Origin of the sequence: Pseudomonas sp. UBA6699, assembly GCF_002454615.1 — a bacterium.
In the GTDB taxonomy this organism is placed as follows: Bacteria; Pseudomonadota; Gammaproteobacteria; order Pseudomonadales; family Pseudomonadaceae; genus Aquipseudomonas; species Aquipseudomonas juntendi.
Genome location: NZ_DKJF01000102.1, coordinates 64,806 through 78,815, shown reverse-complemented (window position 1 = coordinate 78,815; position 14,010 = coordinate 64,806). Strand labels below are relative to the sequence as shown.

Sequence of the window (14,010 nt, the reverse complement as noted above, 5' to 3'; positions counted from 1 at the left end):
GTTTAGCTTCAAACACTTGACTCGCCGCGATCTCTCGTAGCGGGAGGCGAATCATACAGCGTTTAGAAGCGCTGTCAACCATCATCTCAACCGCATTCGATCATTCGATCGTAGCCCTTACAGCGCCTTCCGAATCGATTAACTCATTGAATTTCAAGGAGTTTGTCGTTCCGTTGTCGCTGGAAGTGGGGCGCATTATAAGGGGATTCGAGAGGGCGTCAACCTTTAATTTCAAGAAAACCCTAAAAAGCAAAACGGGGAGGCCTACCGGCCTCCCCGCTCCCCCTCACCCCTTACAAGCTTGGGAACGCAAACTGCGATGCTTCATGGCTGGCCCGCTGCGGCCAACGCTGGGTAATTGCCTTGCGACGGGTATAGAAGCGCACCCCGTCCGGCCCGTACGCATGCAGGTCACCGAACAACGAACGTTTCCAGCCACCAAAGCTGTGATACGCCACCGGCACCGGCAGCGGAACGTTGACCCCCACCATGCCCACTTCGATTTCGTCGCAGAACAAACGCGCGGCCTCACCGTCACGGGTGAAGATGCACGTGCCGTTGCCATATTCATGATCGTTGATCAGTTGCATGGCCTGTTCCAGGCTGTTGACCCGCACGACGCACAATACCGGGCCGAAAATCTCTTCTTTATAGATACGCATCTCTGGCGTGACCTTGTCGAACAAGGTACCGCCCACGAAGTAGCCATCTTCATTCCCGGCCACTCGGAAGCCACGGCCATCCACCACCAGCTCGGCCCCCGCTGCAACGCCCTCATCGATGTAGCCCACCACCTTGTCACGCGCAGCGGCAGTGACCAATGGCCCCATGTCCAGACCGCACGAGGTGCCTGCACCGATCTTCAAGGCTTTGATCTGCGGTTGCAGCTTGGCGATCAGCGCATCAGCCACCTGGTCACCCACGCACACCGCCACCGAAATGGCCATGCAGCGCTCGCCACACGAACCGTAGGCCGCCCCCATCAGTGCGCTGACCGCGTTATCCAGGTCGGCGTCCGGCATCAGTACCGCATGGTTCTTGGCACCACCCAGGGCTTGCACACGCTTGCCGCGCTTGGTGCCCTCGGCATAGATGTACTCGGCAATCGGCGTAGAGCCCACAAAACTGAGCGCTTTTACTTCCGGCGCTTCGATCAACGCATCCACCGCTTCCTTGTCACCGTGCACCACGTTGAGGATGCCCTTCGGCAGACCGGCCTCCAGCAGCAACTGGGCGATGAACAGGGTTGAGCTAGGGTCACGTTCGGACGGCTTGAGAATGAAGGCGTTACCACAGGCAATCGCCAGCGGGTACATCCACAGCGGCACCATGGCCGGGAAGTTGAACGGCGTAATACCGGCAACCACACCCAAAGGCTGGAAATCAGACCAGGCATCGATGTTCGGGCCCACGTTGCGGCTGTACTCGCCTTTGAGCACCTCAGGCGCGGCGCAGGCAAACTCGACGTTCTCGATACCACGCTTCAGTTCGCCAGCGGCGTCTTCCAGCGTCTTGCCATGCTCTTCGCTGATCATTTGCGAAATGCGCGCTTCATTCTGCTCCAGCAGTTGCTTGAAGCGGAACATCACCTGAGCCCGCTTGGCCGGTGGCGTATTGCGCCAAGCTGGGAACGCCGCCTTGGCCGAATCGATTGCTTCCTGCACGGTCGCGCGGCTGGCCAGCTCGACTTTGCGCACGGCCTGGCCGGTGGATGGGTTGAAGACATCGGCGGTGCGCTCACCCTTGGTAACCAGCTCGCCGTGAATCAGGTGCTGAACAATGCTCATGCAAAACTCCAGATGAAGAAGGTAGAGGCCGGCGCGCGTCTGCGCACGCGCCGCGCAGCAAAATCAGAAAGATCAGTCGATCAGGTTCAGGGTTTCGCCGACAGCGTCGAACAGGCGGTCCAGTTCATGCGGCTGGGTGTTGAAGGTTGGACCGAACTGCAAGGTGTCGCCACCAAAGCGTACATAGAAGCCCGCGCGCCACAGTTTCATCGCCGCTTCGTAAGGGCGAACAATGGCGTCACCGTCACGGGCGGCGATCTGGATCGCGCCAGCCAGGCCATAGTTACGGATATCGACGACGTTCTTGGTGCCCTTCACGCCGTGCAGCAGCTTTTCGAAGTGCGGTGCCAGCTCGGCGGAGGCCTGCACCAGGTTTTCCTTCTGCAGCAGGTCCAAGGCAGCGATACCTGCGGCACAGGCCACCGGGTGGGCCGAGTAGGTATAACCGTGCGGGAACTCCACGGCGTACTCTGGCGTTGGCTGGTCCATGAAGGTCTGGTAGATCTCGCTGCTGGCAATCACCGCGCCCATCGGAATGGCGCCGTTGGTCACCTGCTTGGCGATGCACATCAGGTCCGGGGTTACGCCAAAGGCCTGCGAGCCGGTCATGGCGCCCATGCGGCCGAAGCCGGTAATCACTTCGTCGAAGATCAGCAGAATGTTGTGCTGGGTGCAGATTTCACGCAGGCGCTTGAGGTAACCCTTCGGCGGCGGCAGCACACCGGCGGAACCGGCCATGGGCTCGACGATCACCGCGGCGATATTGGACGCGTCGTGCAGCTCGATCAGTTTGAGCATTTCTTCGGCAAGGGCGATGCCACCCTCTTCGGGCATGCCTTTGGAGAACGCGTTCACCGGCAATACGGTATGAGGCAGGTGGTCGACATCCAGCAGTTGGCCGAACATCTTGCGGTTGCCATTGACCCCACCCAGGCTGGTGCCGGCGATGTTCACGCCGTGGTAGCCACGGGCACGGCCGATGATCTTGGTCTTGGTCGCCTGGCCTTTCAGGCGCCAGTAGGCCCGCACCATCTTCAGCGCCGTGTCGGCGCACTCGGAGCCCGAGTTGGTATAGAAGACGTGGTTCAGGTTACCTGGCACCAGGTCGGCGATCTTTTCCGCCAGCTGGAACGACAATGGGTGGCCGAACTGGAACGCCGGGGAGTAATCGAGCGTGCCCAACTGGCGGGTCACCGCGTCGGTGATTTCCTTGCGGGTGTGCCCGGCGCCGCAGGTCCACAGGCCGGAAAGCGCGTCAAAGATCCTGCGCCCCTGGTCATCGACCAGGTGGTTGCCATCGGCCGCCACGATCAGGCGCGGGTCGCGCTGGAAGTTGCGGTTGGCCGTGTACGGCATCCAGTGGGCGTCAAGCTTGAGCTGGCTGGCGATACCCACGGGGGCGGTTTCAGGCATGTTCATCGGCGGTTCCTCGAAAGACGATCAGGCAACGATGGAGGTGGTTGCAGCTAAGTTGGCACGCGGATAGAGTCTGAAAAAGCCTACATTTCTAATCTTCACACAGGCCGCTACTAAACTAATGAGCCGACGCCCCGATCCACTTGCGCAGGTCAGCGACTTCGACATCCGCCTGCTGAAGATCTACCGCAGCGTAGTCGAATGCGGTGGTTTTTCGGCCGCCGAGAACGTGCTGGGCATCGGCCGCTCGGCCATCAGCCAGCAAATGAACGACCTCGAGCAACGCCTGGGGCTGCGCCTGTGCCAGCGCGGCCGCGCCGGTTTCTCGCTGACCGAGGAAGGCCGCGAGGTCTATCATTCGGCCCTGCAACTGCTCAGCGCACTGGAAAGCTTCCGTACCGAGGTCAATGGACTGCACCAGCATCTGCGCGGCGAGCTGAACATCGGCCTGACCGATAACCTGGTCACCCTGCCGCACATGCGCATCACCCATGCCCTGGCCGAACTCAAGGACCGTGGCCCCGATGTGCGCATCCAGATCCGCATGATCGCGCCCAGCCAGGTCGAACACGGCGTGCTCGACGGCAGCCTGCATGTAGGCGTGGTGCCACAGACCAGCCCGCTTTCGGGCCTGGAATATCAACCGTTGTACAGCGAGCGTTCCTTGCTGTACTGCGCGGTCGGTCACCCGCTGTTCTATGCCGACGACCAGCAGATCGACGACGAGCGCCTCAACAGCCAGGAAGCCATCACCCCCACGTTCCGCCTGCCGGCCGAAATCCAGGCGCATTACCAGGCGCTGCACTGCACGGCCAGTGCTTCGGACCGGGAGGGCATGGCGTTTCTCATCCTTACCGGGCGCTACATCGGTTACCTGCCCGACCACTACGCCACGTTCTGGGTCCAGCAGGGCCGCTTGCGGGCACTCAAACCGCGCGAGCGCTTCTACGACCTGAGCCTGAGCTGGGTGACACGCAAAGGCAGGCGACCCAACCTGGTCCTGGAAAGCTTTCTCGACAGCCTGGCTGCGACACGCTGATGCCTGTCTCTGCCGCAAACGCTTGTCACCTTGGCACAGGCAGGTAATCTTGTCCGACAGCCGCAGCCACTGACCCGTACGGAATCGTCCATGACCCTAGAAGTCCCTGCGCATCGCCTATCCGCCTCGGGCAAGCCCGCGGGCCGCATCCGCCAGAAGAACGAACAGGCCATTATCCAGGCCGCCGAAGACGAGTTTGCCCGCCATGGCTTCAAGGGCACCAGCATGAACACCATTGCGCTGAAGGCAGGCTTGCCCAAGGCCAACCTGCATTATTACTTCACCAACAAGCTGGGCCTCTACATTGCCGTGCTCAGCAACATCATCGAGCTGTGGGACAGCACCTTCAACGCCCTGAGCGTCGAGGACGACCCCGGTGCAGCACTGAGCCAGTACATTCGCACCAAGATGGAGTTCTCGCGGCGCAACCCCCAGGCATCGCGTATTTTCGCCATGGAAGTGATCAGCGGCGGCACCTGCCTGACCGAGTACTTCAGTGCCGACTACCGCGAATGGTTCCGTGGCCGCGCCGCCGTATTCGAGGCGTGGATGGATGCCGGCAAGATGGACCGGGTAGACCCCGTGCATCTGATATTCCTGCTATGGGGCAGCACCCAGCACTATGCCGATTTCGCCACCCAGATCTGCCAGGTTACCGGCCGTAGCCGCCTGACCAAGCAAGACATGGAAGAAGCGAGCAACAACCTTATCCACATCATTCTCAAGGGCTGCGGCATCAAGCCGGCTGCCTGACCCACATTTATGCCCTCTACCCTGCTCGACCTCTGCGAATACCGCGAGGAAATCCGTAAAAGCCGCTTCATCACCCTGGCCGGGCCGATCACCAGTGCCGCCGAAGCGATGAGCTTCATCGAACGCCACAGCGACCTGGCCGCCACCCATAACTGCTGGGCCTGGAAGCTCGGCGCGCAGTACCGCAGCAGCGACGACGGCGAACCCGGTGGCACTGCCGGGCGGCCCATCCTGGCCGCGATCGAGGCGCAGGACTGCGATCAGGTCGTGGTCCTGGTGATTCGCTGGTACGGTGGTATCCAGCTGGGTACGGGCGGCCTGGCCAGGGCCTACGGTGGGGGCGCCAACAAATGCCTGCAACAGGCCCCCAAGCGGCTGCTGGTGCAGCGCAGCGAGTTCGCCTGCAGTTGCAGCTTCAGCGAACTGGCACTGGTAAAACTGCGCCTGGCCGAGGTCGATGGGCTGGTGCTCGACGAGCAGTTCACAGCCAATGGCGTGGACCTGTTGATCGCTCTGGGTGAAGCCCACCTCGCAGCGTTGCAGCAGCAACTGGCCGACCTTAGCCGCGGGCGTATACTGCTGCAAGCGCGCTGAATCTGCCCACAACTGCTGTGGGCGTGCCTGTGGATAAGCTTGGGGCATCATGCTGCAAGCCAGAGCAGGCATGGCCTGTAGCGCTTTGATCATTATTTGATCGGCACTATCGGCAGGTTCAAGGCATTGAATGAATTCAGGTTATCCCCAGCCTCACACCCGCCACAACCGGCAGGGTCAGCCCGTGTTTCACACATTAACTGTGGAGCAGCCTGTGGATAACCCGTGCGCCACCGTGCAAAGCCCCCAGCGGCACGGGGTTTACCGCTGCTGCACATTTTTTAACCACCTCCATCCGAAAAACCAACAAGGAGCGCCCCATGGCTGACGCAAAGCACGCACTTATCATCGGCGCCTCGCGCGGGCTCGGCCTGGGCCTGGTGCAACGCCTGCAGGAAGACGGCTGGAGCATTACCGCCACCGTCCGCAACCCTCAGCAGCCCGGAGCCCTGGCAGCTGTGCCTGGTGTGCACATCGAGCAACTGGAAATGAACGACACCGCCCAGCTCGATGGCCTGAAGCAACGCCTGCAAGGCCAGGTATTCGACCTGGTATTCGTCAACGCCGGGGTCATGGGCCCACTGCCGCAAGACCTTGAAAGCGTGCACAAAGACGCCATCGGCGACCTGTTCATGACCAATGCCGTGGCCCCGATTCGCGTCGCCCGCCGTCTGGTCGGCCAAGTTCGCAACGGCAGTGGCGTGCTGGCCTTCATGAGTTCGGTCCTGGGCAGCGTCACTGTCCCCGACGGCGGCGAACTCTGCTTGTACAAAGCCAGCAAGGCGGCGTTGAATTCGATGATCAACAGCTTCGTCGTCGAACAACAACGCCCCGACCTGTGCGTTCTGGCCATGCACCCTGGCTGGGTGAAGACCGACATGGGTGGCGAGCACGCAGAGATCGACGTGCTCACCAGCACCCGCGGCATGCTTGAACAAATCAAGGCGCAAAGCGGTACAGGCGGCCTGCGCTTCATCAATTACAAAGGCGAAACCCTGACCTGGTGATTCATCAGGTCGCAGCCCGGCCGGGCGCAATACCCGGCCAGCCCCTGTAGAATGCCGGCAACCGTACCTGATCGAGATATGCCCTTATGTATGACTGGTTGAACGCCCTGCCCAAGGCGGAGCTGCACCTGCACCTCGAAGGCTCGCTGGAGCCTGAGCTGCTGTTCGCCCTGGCCGAGCGCAACAAGATCGCCCTGCCATGGGCCGATGTGGAAACCCTGCGCGGGGCCTATGCCTTCAACAACCTCCAGGAGTTCCTGGACCTGTATTACCAGGGCGCCGATGTATTGCGCACAGAGCAGGACTTCTATGACCTGACCTGGGCCTACCTGCAGCGCTGCAAGGCGCAGAACGTGATCCATACCGAGCCGTTCTACGACCCGCAAACCCACACCGACCGGGGTATCCCCTTTGAAGTGGTGCTCAACGGTATCAACCAGGCGCTCAAGGATGGCCGCGAGCAGTTGGGCATCAGCAGTGGCCTTATCCTGAGCTTCCTGCGCCACCTGAGTGAAGAGGAGGCGCAAAAAACCCTCGACCAGGCGCTGCCCTTCCGCGATGCGTTCATTGCCGTTGGCCTGGACAGCTCGGAAATGGGCCACCCACCCAGCAAGTTCCAGCGTGTATTCGACCGCGCGCGGAGCGAAGGCCTGGTTGCCGTCGCCCACGCTGGCGAAGAAGGCCCGCCCGAGTACATCTGGGAGGCGCTGGACCTGCTGCAGATCAAGCGAATCGACCACGGCGTACGCGCCATCGAAGACGAGCGGCTGATGCAGCGCATCATCGACGAACAGATCCCGTTGACCGTGTGCCCGCTGTCCAACATCAAGCTCTGCGTGTTCGACCACATGAGCCAGCACAACATCCTCGACATGCTCGAGCGTGGCGTGAAAGTCACGGTGAACTCGGACGACCCGGCGTACTTCGGCGGCTACGTCACGGAAAACTTCCACGCCCTGCACACTCACCTGGGCATGACCGAAGACCAGGCCCGCCGCCTGGCCCAGAACAGCCTGGACGCCAGGCTTGCCTGACGCGCGGCTCAACCCACCTGCAAGGTGGCAACGCGGGCTATGCGGTTGATCTGCTGGATGCCCAGCGCCGAGATATGCAATGCCCGCGTGTCCTCGGCCTCGCGCATCCAGCCAGATTGCAGGAACAGCCTGAACAGGGCCTGGCCCAACACGCCCCCCAGGTGCGGCGCCTGGTCGTTCCACTCGGTACAGCGGCAGATCACGCAGCCGCGCTGCTGGTGCGGCGCCAAGGCATCGATGTACACCCCTACCAGGGCCAGCTGCGCCCGCCCTTCATCGCTGACCATCAACAGGCGGCCACTGCCTTCCAGCCAGCCCGCGACCACCATGCGGTGGTATAGCTCACTGGCCAGCTCGCCCCCCAGGTGATCCCCACAGCGACGCGCCCGGCGCAGCGACATGGGCAGCGGTGACATCGGCGCCTTGGCCCGCTCCCCCCTGGCGCTTTCCAGTTGCACGCTGGCCAGCGCCTCTACCGCCGCCCCGACCTGCGGGGTAGCCAGGCGAAAATAGCGTTTGCGGCCACGGGCTTCATGCCTCAGCAGCCCAGCCGATGACAGCAACGACAAGTGCGCGCAAGCCGACGACGAGGTCAGGCCGGTCATCATCGCAAGCTCGTTGGCCAGGCGCGGCGTACCGTCGATCAATGCCCACAACATGGCACTGCGCTTGGGGTCTGCCATCAGGCTGGCGATCTGGCTGATACTGCTGACTGCGTTCATGTCCCTGTAACTCCCTGCAAGTTCACTGTGTGGATGCGATGGCCAACCCTGGCAGGGAAGCACCTCTCGCTGGCACTGGCCTGGATCGCCAGTATAAGCCGCAGAAATGCCCAATCTGGCAGCCCCACACCGCCCAGTCCTCGTAAAAAAGCCACTGGGTATACCTACCCATTGCAAGGCGGGAACAGGACCGACGCGACCGGCGAAAACCCTGCGCGTAGGCGTTTTCGGCCCGTTGAGACAGGGGGCTTGTTAACTCAGCAGGAAAAAAACCTTCGGCACGTTCGGACGTAGCCGACAGCCAGGTACTACAAGTAGCGCAAACTAAAGCGAACGTTTCCCGGCCTTGCAGGCATTGCAGCGCAACCGGCAAACACACAATCAGGCACCGCCAGTCAGGACACTGACCCAGCGCATGGCAGACGAGAACAGCAGCGCTAAACTGATGCCGCTCCCTTCTGGAGGTAAGCCGCGATGAAAATTGTCGTCAGCGCTTCACGCCGAAACCCCGCCTGCCCCTGGCAGGTCCAGCTCGATCAGCATGTGGTCGGGTTCCGCAGCGAGGCCGAGGCACGGGCCTTTGTCGCCACGCTGGAAACCCGCCTGCGCGCCCCGCACCCGCTCAAGTGCGAACCCTGGCCTGCAAACGGCGGGTCAGTACCGCGGCACTGACTGCCAATACACCGCAAAGGCAGATCACCAGGGCCATCGGCACGGCACTGCCATCGTGCAGCAGCCCCACCAGCGCCGCTGCGCCCGCCGCCACGCTGAACTGGACACAGCCCATCAGCGCCGAGGCACTGCCGGCACGCGCGCCCTGGCCGCTCATGGCGCAAGCCGAGGCATTGGGGATGATGCAACCGAGGCTGGCAATGCAGATGAACAACGGCACCAGCAGCGGCCACAACGCGGTCGGCCGCAACGCCGCCACCCCGAGCAGCGCCAGCCCGGCCCCCAGGTACAGCCACACGGCACGGGCCAGCAGGAAGGCCGGCCCACGCTTGGCCAGCAAGCGGGCGTTCACCTGCGCCACCAGGATAAAGCCCGCTGCGTTGGCACCAAACAGCCAGCCATAGTGCTCGGCTGGCACGCCGTACAGCTTGATGAACACGAAAGGTGAGCCGGCGATGTAGGCGAACATGCCGGCAATGGCGATACCGCCCGTCACCGCATGGCCGAGGAACACCCGGTCTGCCAGCAGGCGCAGGTACTGGCGCAAAGCGCCGGACAAGGGCTGGCGCGGCATGTCCTCAGGCATGCTCTCCGGCAACCCCAGGCTTACCGCCAACAGGCAAGCGGCACTGAACAGGCCCAGGGTAAGGAAAATCGATTGCCAGCCGGCCACATTCACCAGCACCCCACCCAGCATCGGCGCCAGGATCGGGGCCAGGCCCATGACCAGCATCAACTGCGAGAACACCTTGGCCGAGGCGACCGGGTCGCACTTGTCGCTGACGATGGCCCGCGACAGCACCATGCCCGCACAACCGCCAAGGGCCTGGACGAAGCGTGCCAGCACCAGGGTGTCGAGGTTGGGGGCATAGGCACAGGCCAGCGACGCCAGGGTGAACACGGTCACGCCAAACATCAGCGGTTTGCGCCGGCCAAAACGGTCAGCCACTGGGCCGTAAGCCAACTGGCCGATGGACAAGCCAAGGAAATAGGCGGCCAATGTGGCCTGGACGTGTTTTTCGTCGGTGGCGAACGCCTGCGCCATGGCCGGGAAGGCCGGCAGGTAGAAGTCGATCGCCAAGGGCCCGAACGCACTGAGTGCGCCCAGGATGAGCACCATTCGCAGGTTCATCAGGAATCCATAGCAGGCTAAGCAAGTAGATGATTCTACCTGCTGTCGCCCCTAGGAATGTGAAAACATTTGCAACAAACCTAGGCCCTGTCGCGATGGGCCGCACAGCGGCACCACCGTCAAAGCCTCAACCCAAAACCCGGGTCGACACCTGTTACCCCACCTCAGCCTGATACCCTTCCTCGCGGATGGCCGACAGAACCTGCTCCTGCACCAACTCACTCTGCACCCGCACCTGCTTGGCCGCCAGGTCGACTTCTACCTTGGCGGACGCATCCAGCTGCTGCACTGCCCGCGTCACGGCCTTTACACAGTGGCCACAGGTCATGCCTTGTACATTGAACACTTGCATAGGGTTGCCTCCTTCAGGTTTTCCACGAGTTTCAAGCTTGCCATCAGGGCAAGGTCAAGTGCCGTGTGGAACAGCTGGGGTGGAAATCCGCACGCGCGTCGGCCAAGCTGCGCCTTTGACGATCAGCCAAGCAGGAGATTTTTCATGTTCAGGGCAGCATTGGGCGTCGTCGGGTTGGTCAGCGCACTGGCTGTGGTGCCACCGGCCAGCGCAGAGGACAACTCGGCCTACAGCGTACTGATCATTTCCCGGGAGCGCCTGGAAGTGGCTACCAGCTGTGAAATCGGGGTGTACCTCAATGATCAGCTTTCCGGGCGGGTGTTTCAGGAGCAGTCCACCTCGTTCAACCTGCCGCCTGGCCCGGTCGATGTGCGCCTGCGCCGGTTGCCTGGGCAAACCCCGGGTTGCGCGCCAGGCATCGAGGACCAACGCAGCACACGTTTGAACCTGCAGGCGGGCCAGATCAACAAATATCGCATCACCATGGGTCGATATGGGCTGGAATTGAAGCGCGCCGATCTAGGCTATTGACCTTCCCCGCATGGCAAGGTTGATGCTGGAGCCCTGTCCAAGGAGGAGAGCCATGCCCGCATCCACCACCTATGACCTGCCGATCTCCGGCATGACCTGTGCCAGCTGTGCTGGCCGGGTCGAGCGCGCATTGCGCAAGGTCAGCGGCGCTGAACACGTCAGCGTCAACCTCACCACTGAAAAAGCCCGTGTCCAGGCCCCGGCCGACCGCCTGCCAGCCTTGGTCGATGCGGTACGCGAAGCCGGCTACGGCGTGCCCACGCGCACGCTGGAACTGCAGATCGGCGGCATGACCTGCGCCAGTTGCGTGGGCCGCGTGGAGCGGGCCCTTGGCAAAGTGCCCGGGGTGGAGCGGGTGAGTGTCAACCTGGCCAATGAACGTGCCCACCTTGAAGTGCTGGCCGCCCTCGATGACAACCTGCTGATCGAAACGGTACACAAGGCCGGCTACAGCGCCAGTGTGCCGCAAGCCGCCAAAGACGAGCAGGCCGCCGCCCAGCGCCGCCTGCGTAACGAACGCCTGGCAGTGGCAGCAGCATTGCTGCTGGCGCTGCCATTGGTGCTGCCCATGCTGGTACAGCCATTCGGCCTGCACTGGATGCTGCCCGCCTGGGCGCAATTCCTGCTGGCCACCCCTGTGCAGTTCATTCTCGGCGCCCGCTTTTATATCGCCGCCTGGAAAGCCGTGCGTGCCGGCGCCGGCAACATGGACCTGCTGGTTGCCCTGGGGACCAGCGCCGGTTACGGCCTGAGCCTCTACGAATGGGCCCAGGCCCCCGCCGGCATGGCCCCGCACCTGTACTTCGAGGCCTCGGCGGTGGTAATCGCCCTGGTGCTGCTGGGCAAGTACCTGGAAAGCCGTGCCAAACGCCAGACCGCCAGCGCCATTCGCGCGCTCGAGGCACTGCGCCCGGAGCGCGCAGTGCGCGTGGTTGGCGACCGGGAAGAAGATGTGGCGATCGCCCAGCTGCGCCTGGGCGACCTGGTGCTGGTCAAGCCCGGCGAGCGCTTTCCGGTCGATGGCGTGGTCGAGGATGGCAGCAGCCATGCCGATGAAGCCCTGATCAGCGGCGAGAGCCTGCCAGTGCCCAAACAACCCGGCGACAGCGTCACCGGTGGCGCCATCAATGGCGAAGGCCGGTTGCTGGTACGTACCGAAGCCCTGGGCACCGAGACCGTGCTGGCGCGCATCATCCGCCTGGTGGAAGACGCGCAGGCCGCCAAGGCGCCGATCCAGAAGCTGGTCGACCGGGTCAGCCAGGTATTCGTCCCCGCCGTGCTGGTACTGGCGCTGCTGACCCTGCTCGGCTGGTGGCTGGCTGGCGCGGCGCTGGAAACCGCCCTGATCAACGCCGTGGCCGTGCTGGTCATCGCCTGCCCTTGCGCCCTTGGCCTGGCCACACCCGCAGCGATCATGGCCGGTACCGGCGTCGCCGCCCGCCACGGCATCCTCATCAAGGATGCTGAGGCGCTGGAGCGCGCGCATGCGGTGAACCGTGTGGTGTTCGACAAGACCGGTACCCTGACCTCGGGCAGCCCGCGGGTAGTCCACAGCAAGGCCCTGGTCGGCGACAGCGCCAGCCTGCATCGCCTGGCCGGCGCCCTGCAACGGGGGAGTGAACACCCGTTGGCCAAGGCGGTGCTGCAGGCCTGCACCGAGCAAGGCCTGCAGGTACCCAGCGTCAGCGACAGCCAGTCGCTCACCGGGCGCGGCATTGCCGGGCGTGTCGAAGGCCGTGAGCTGGCACTGGGCAACCGCCGCCTGCTCGATGAAAGCGGGCTGCAGCCCGGCGGCCTGGCCGACAAGGCACACGCCTGGGAAGCCGAGGGGCGTACCCTGTCGTGGCTGATCGAACGCGGTCAGCAAACACAGGTGCTGGGCCTGTTCGCCTTTGGTGACAGCCTCAAGCCCGGGGCCGCCGAGGCCATCGACACCCTGCATGCGCAGCACATCAGCAGCCATCTGCTGACTGGCGATAACCGGGGTAGCGCCAAGGTGGTCGCCGAAGCCTTGGGCATCGACGATGTGCACGCAGAAGTGCTGCCGGCCGACAAGGCCGCAACTGTGGCGGCCCTCAAGCAGGCTGGCGTGGTCGCCATGGTCGGCGACGGCATAAACGACGCGCCGGCGTTGGCCGCCGCCGACATCGGCATCGCCATGGGGGGTGGCACCGACGTGGCGATGCAGGCAGCCGGCATCACCTTGATGCGCGGCGACCCGCGGCTGGTGCCCGCTGCCCTGGAAATCAGCCGCAAGACCTACGCCAAGATCCGCCAGAACCTGTTCTGGGCATTCATCTACAACCTGATCGGTATCCCGCTGGCTGCACTGGGCTACCTCAACCCGGTACTGGCGGGCGCCGCCATGGCCTTGTCCAGCGTCAGCGTGGTCAGCAACGCGCTGTGGCTGAAAGCCTGGAAACCCGCCCGCGCCCCCCAGGAGGCAAAATGAACATTGGCCAGGCCGCCCGCCGCAGCGGGCTCAGCACCAAGATGATCCGTTACTACGAATCCATCGGCCTGCTCAAGCCGGCCACGCGCAGCGACAATGGCTACCGCCTGTACCGGGACGAGGACTTGCACAGCCTGGCGTTCATCAAGCGCTCCCGCGACCTGGGGTTTTCCCTGGAAGAAGTGGGCAAGCTGCTGACGCTGTGGCAAGACCGCCAGCGGGCCAGCGCCGATGTGAAGGCATTGGCGATGCAGCATATCGATGAACTGAACCGGCGCATCGAGGAACTGGTCAGCCTGCGCAACACCCTTGGCGAGCTGGTATCCCACTGCCAAGGGGACGACCGCCCGGACTGCCCGATCCTCAGCGACCTGGCCAATGGCACCGCTGGCAACTGCTGCCACTAGCGCTTGGTATGCCAAAAGCGTCCATACACGACCGAATAGTCACCAATCACGACTTTATCCAATAAATACGGGCGCTTCGGCTACATAAAACCCGGCTGCTGCCGATGCACTG

14 protein-coding genes are annotated in these 14,010 nt (G+C 63.1%); 9 read left to right on the top strand and 5 right to left on the bottom strand.

Annotated features, from left to right (window positions below; genetic code table 11):
• Positions 1–293: 293 nt before the first annotated feature.
• Both B3361_RS20180 and B3361_RS20175 read right to left on the bottom strand, forming a co-directional pair.
• Positions 294–1,787, bottom strand: a complete 1,494-nt coding sequence (locus tag B3361_RS20180; protein WP_009685805.1) for a CoA-acylating methylmalonate-semialdehyde dehydrogenase — start codon at positions 1,785–1,787, stop codon at positions 294–296.
• Between the two features lie 72 nt (positions 1,788–1,859).
• On the bottom strand, positions 1,860–3,206 hold the full coding sequence (locus tag B3361_RS20175) for an aspartate aminotransferase family protein (RefSeq protein WP_009685804.1): 1,347 nt from the start codon (positions 3,204–3,206) through the stop codon (positions 1,860–1,862).
• Positions 3,207–3,324: 118 nt separating this feature from the next.
• On the opposite strand from B3361_RS20175, the gene B3361_RS20170 reads away from it, so the two are divergent.
• The 5 genes from B3361_RS20170 to B3361_RS20150 all read left to right on the top strand — a co-directional run bounded on the left by B3361_RS20170 (position 3,325) and on the right by B3361_RS20150 (position 7,630).
• The gene (locus B3361_RS20170) at positions 3,325–4,242 is read left to right on the top strand and encodes a LysR family transcriptional regulator (RefSeq protein ID WP_009685803.1); all 918 of its coding nucleotides are present in this window, start codon (positions 3,325–3,327) and stop codon (positions 4,240–4,242) included.
• Between the two features lie 90 nt (positions 4,243–4,332).
• Positions 4,333–4,995, top strand: coding sequence for a TetR/AcrR family transcriptional regulator (locus B3361_RS20165; RefSeq protein WP_009685802.1), 663 nt, complete (start codon positions 4,333–4,335; stop codon positions 4,993–4,995).
• A gap of 9 nt (positions 4,996–5,004) precedes the next feature.
• Positions 5,005–5,589, top strand: coding sequence for an IMPACT family protein (locus B3361_RS20160; RefSeq protein WP_029885178.1), 585 nt, complete (start codon positions 5,005–5,007; stop codon positions 5,587–5,589).
• Positions 5,590–5,909: 320 nt separating this feature from the next.
• Positions 5,910–6,596, top strand: a complete 687-nt coding sequence (locus B3361_RS20155; RefSeq protein WP_009685800.1) for an SDR family oxidoreductase — start codon at positions 5,910–5,912, stop codon at positions 6,594–6,596.
• A gap of 86 nt (positions 6,597–6,682) precedes the next feature.
• Positions 6,683–7,630: an adenosine deaminase gene (locus tag B3361_RS20150; protein ID WP_154211895.1), complete on the top strand. Its 948-nt coding sequence runs from the start codon at positions 6,683–6,685 to the stop codon at positions 7,628–7,630.
• An 8-nt stretch (positions 7,631–7,638) separates the two neighbouring features.
• Here the strand turns inward: B3361_RS20150 and B3361_RS20145 are convergent, their stop codons facing one another.
• Positions 7,639–8,352 (bottom strand): ArsR/SmtB family transcription factor, encoded by a 714-nt coding sequence (locus B3361_RS20145; RefSeq protein ID WP_054904330.1) that lies wholly within the window; start codon positions 8,350–8,352, stop codon positions 7,639–7,641.
• Positions 8,353–8,826: 474 nt separating this feature from the next.
• On the opposite strand from B3361_RS20145, the gene B3361_RS20140 reads away from it, so the two are divergent.
• On the top strand, positions 8,827–9,024 hold the full coding sequence (locus B3361_RS20140; RefSeq protein WP_082414567.1) for a hypothetical protein: 198 nt from the start codon (positions 8,827–8,829) through the stop codon (positions 9,022–9,024).
• Here the strand turns inward: B3361_RS20140 and B3361_RS20135 are convergent.
• Positions 8,975–10,156, bottom strand: a complete 1,182-nt coding sequence (locus B3361_RS20135; protein WP_054904331.1) for a multidrug effflux MFS transporter — start codon at positions 10,154–10,156, stop codon at positions 8,975–8,977. The two genes, B3361_RS20140 and B3361_RS20135, sit on opposite strands and share 50 nt — an antisense overlap.
• 154 nt (positions 10,157–10,310) lie before the next feature.
• A complete protein-coding gene (locus B3361_RS20130; RefSeq protein WP_054904332.1) occupies positions 10,311–10,508 on the bottom strand; it encodes a heavy-metal-associated domain-containing protein in 198 nt (65 codons plus the stop codon).
• Between the two features lie 144 nt (positions 10,509–10,652).
• Between B3361_RS20130 and B3361_RS20125 the strand changes: the two genes are divergently transcribed.
• The 3 genes from B3361_RS20125 to cueR are packed head-to-tail and all read left to right on the top strand — an operon-like array spanning position 10,653 to position 13,898.
• A complete protein-coding gene (locus B3361_RS20125; RefSeq protein ID WP_054904333.1) occupies positions 10,653–11,039 on the top strand; it encodes a hypothetical protein in 387 nt (128 codons plus the stop codon).
• Between the two features lie 52 nt (positions 11,040–11,091).
• Complete coding sequence (locus B3361_RS20120) at positions 11,092–13,491, top strand: heavy metal translocating P-type ATPase (RefSeq protein WP_054904334.1); 2,400 nt, start codon at positions 11,092–11,094, stop codon at positions 13,489–13,491.
• Complete coding sequence (cueR, locus tag B3361_RS20115) at positions 13,488–13,898, top strand: Cu(I)-responsive transcriptional regulator (protein ID WP_009685791.1); 411 nt, start codon at positions 13,488–13,490, stop codon at positions 13,896–13,898. The genes B3361_RS20120 and cueR overlap by 4 nt, the downstream gene beginning before the upstream one ends.
• Positions 13,899–14,010 lie beyond the last annotated feature (112 nt).

Coding starts and splice junctions, on each gene's coding strand:
- B3361_RS20180 (WP_009685805.1), bottom strand. CDS start 1,787: ATGAGCATTGTTCAGCACCTGATTCACGGCGAGCTGGTTACCAAGGGT.
- B3361_RS20175 (WP_009685804.1), bottom strand. CDS start 3,206: ATGAACATGCCTGAAACCGCCCCCGTGGGTATCGCCAGCCAGCTCAAG.
- B3361_RS20170 (WP_009685803.1), top strand. CDS start 3,325: ATGAGCCGACGCCCCGATCCACTTGCGCAGGTCAGCGACTTCGACATC.
- B3361_RS20165 (WP_009685802.1), top strand. CDS start 4,333: ATGACCCTAGAAGTCCCTGCGCATCGCCTATCCGCCTCGGGCAAGCCC.
- B3361_RS20160 (WP_029885178.1), top strand. CDS start 5,005: ATGCCCTCTACCCTGCTCGACCTCTGCGAATACCGCGAGGAAATCCGT.
- B3361_RS20155 (WP_009685800.1), top strand. CDS start 5,910: ATGGCTGACGCAAAGCACGCACTTATCATCGGCGCCTCGCGCGGGCTC.
- B3361_RS20150 (WP_154211895.1), top strand. CDS start 6,683: ATGTATGACTGGTTGAACGCCCTGCCCAAGGCGGAGCTGCACCTGCAC.
- B3361_RS20145 (WP_054904330.1), bottom strand. CDS start 8,352: ATGAACGCAGTCAGCAGTATCAGCCAGATCGCCAGCCTGATGGCAGAC.
- B3361_RS20140 (WP_082414567.1), top strand. CDS start 8,827: ATGAAAATTGTCGTCAGCGCTTCACGCCGAAACCCCGCCTGCCCCTGG.
- B3361_RS20135 (WP_054904331.1), bottom strand. CDS start 10,156: ATGAACCTGCGAATGGTGCTCATCCTGGGCGCACTCAGTGCGTTCGGG.
- B3361_RS20130 (WP_054904332.1), bottom strand. CDS start 10,508: ATGCAAGTGTTCAATGTACAAGGCATGACCTGTGGCCACTGTGTAAAG.
- B3361_RS20125 (WP_054904333.1), top strand. CDS start 10,653: ATGTTCAGGGCAGCATTGGGCGTCGTCGGGTTGGTCAGCGCACTGGCT.
- B3361_RS20120 (WP_054904334.1), top strand. CDS start 11,092: ATGCCCGCATCCACCACCTATGACCTGCCGATCTCCGGCATGACCTGT.
- cueR (WP_009685791.1), top strand. CDS start 13,488: ATGAACATTGGCCAGGCCGCCCGCCGCAGCGGGCTCAGCACCAAGATG.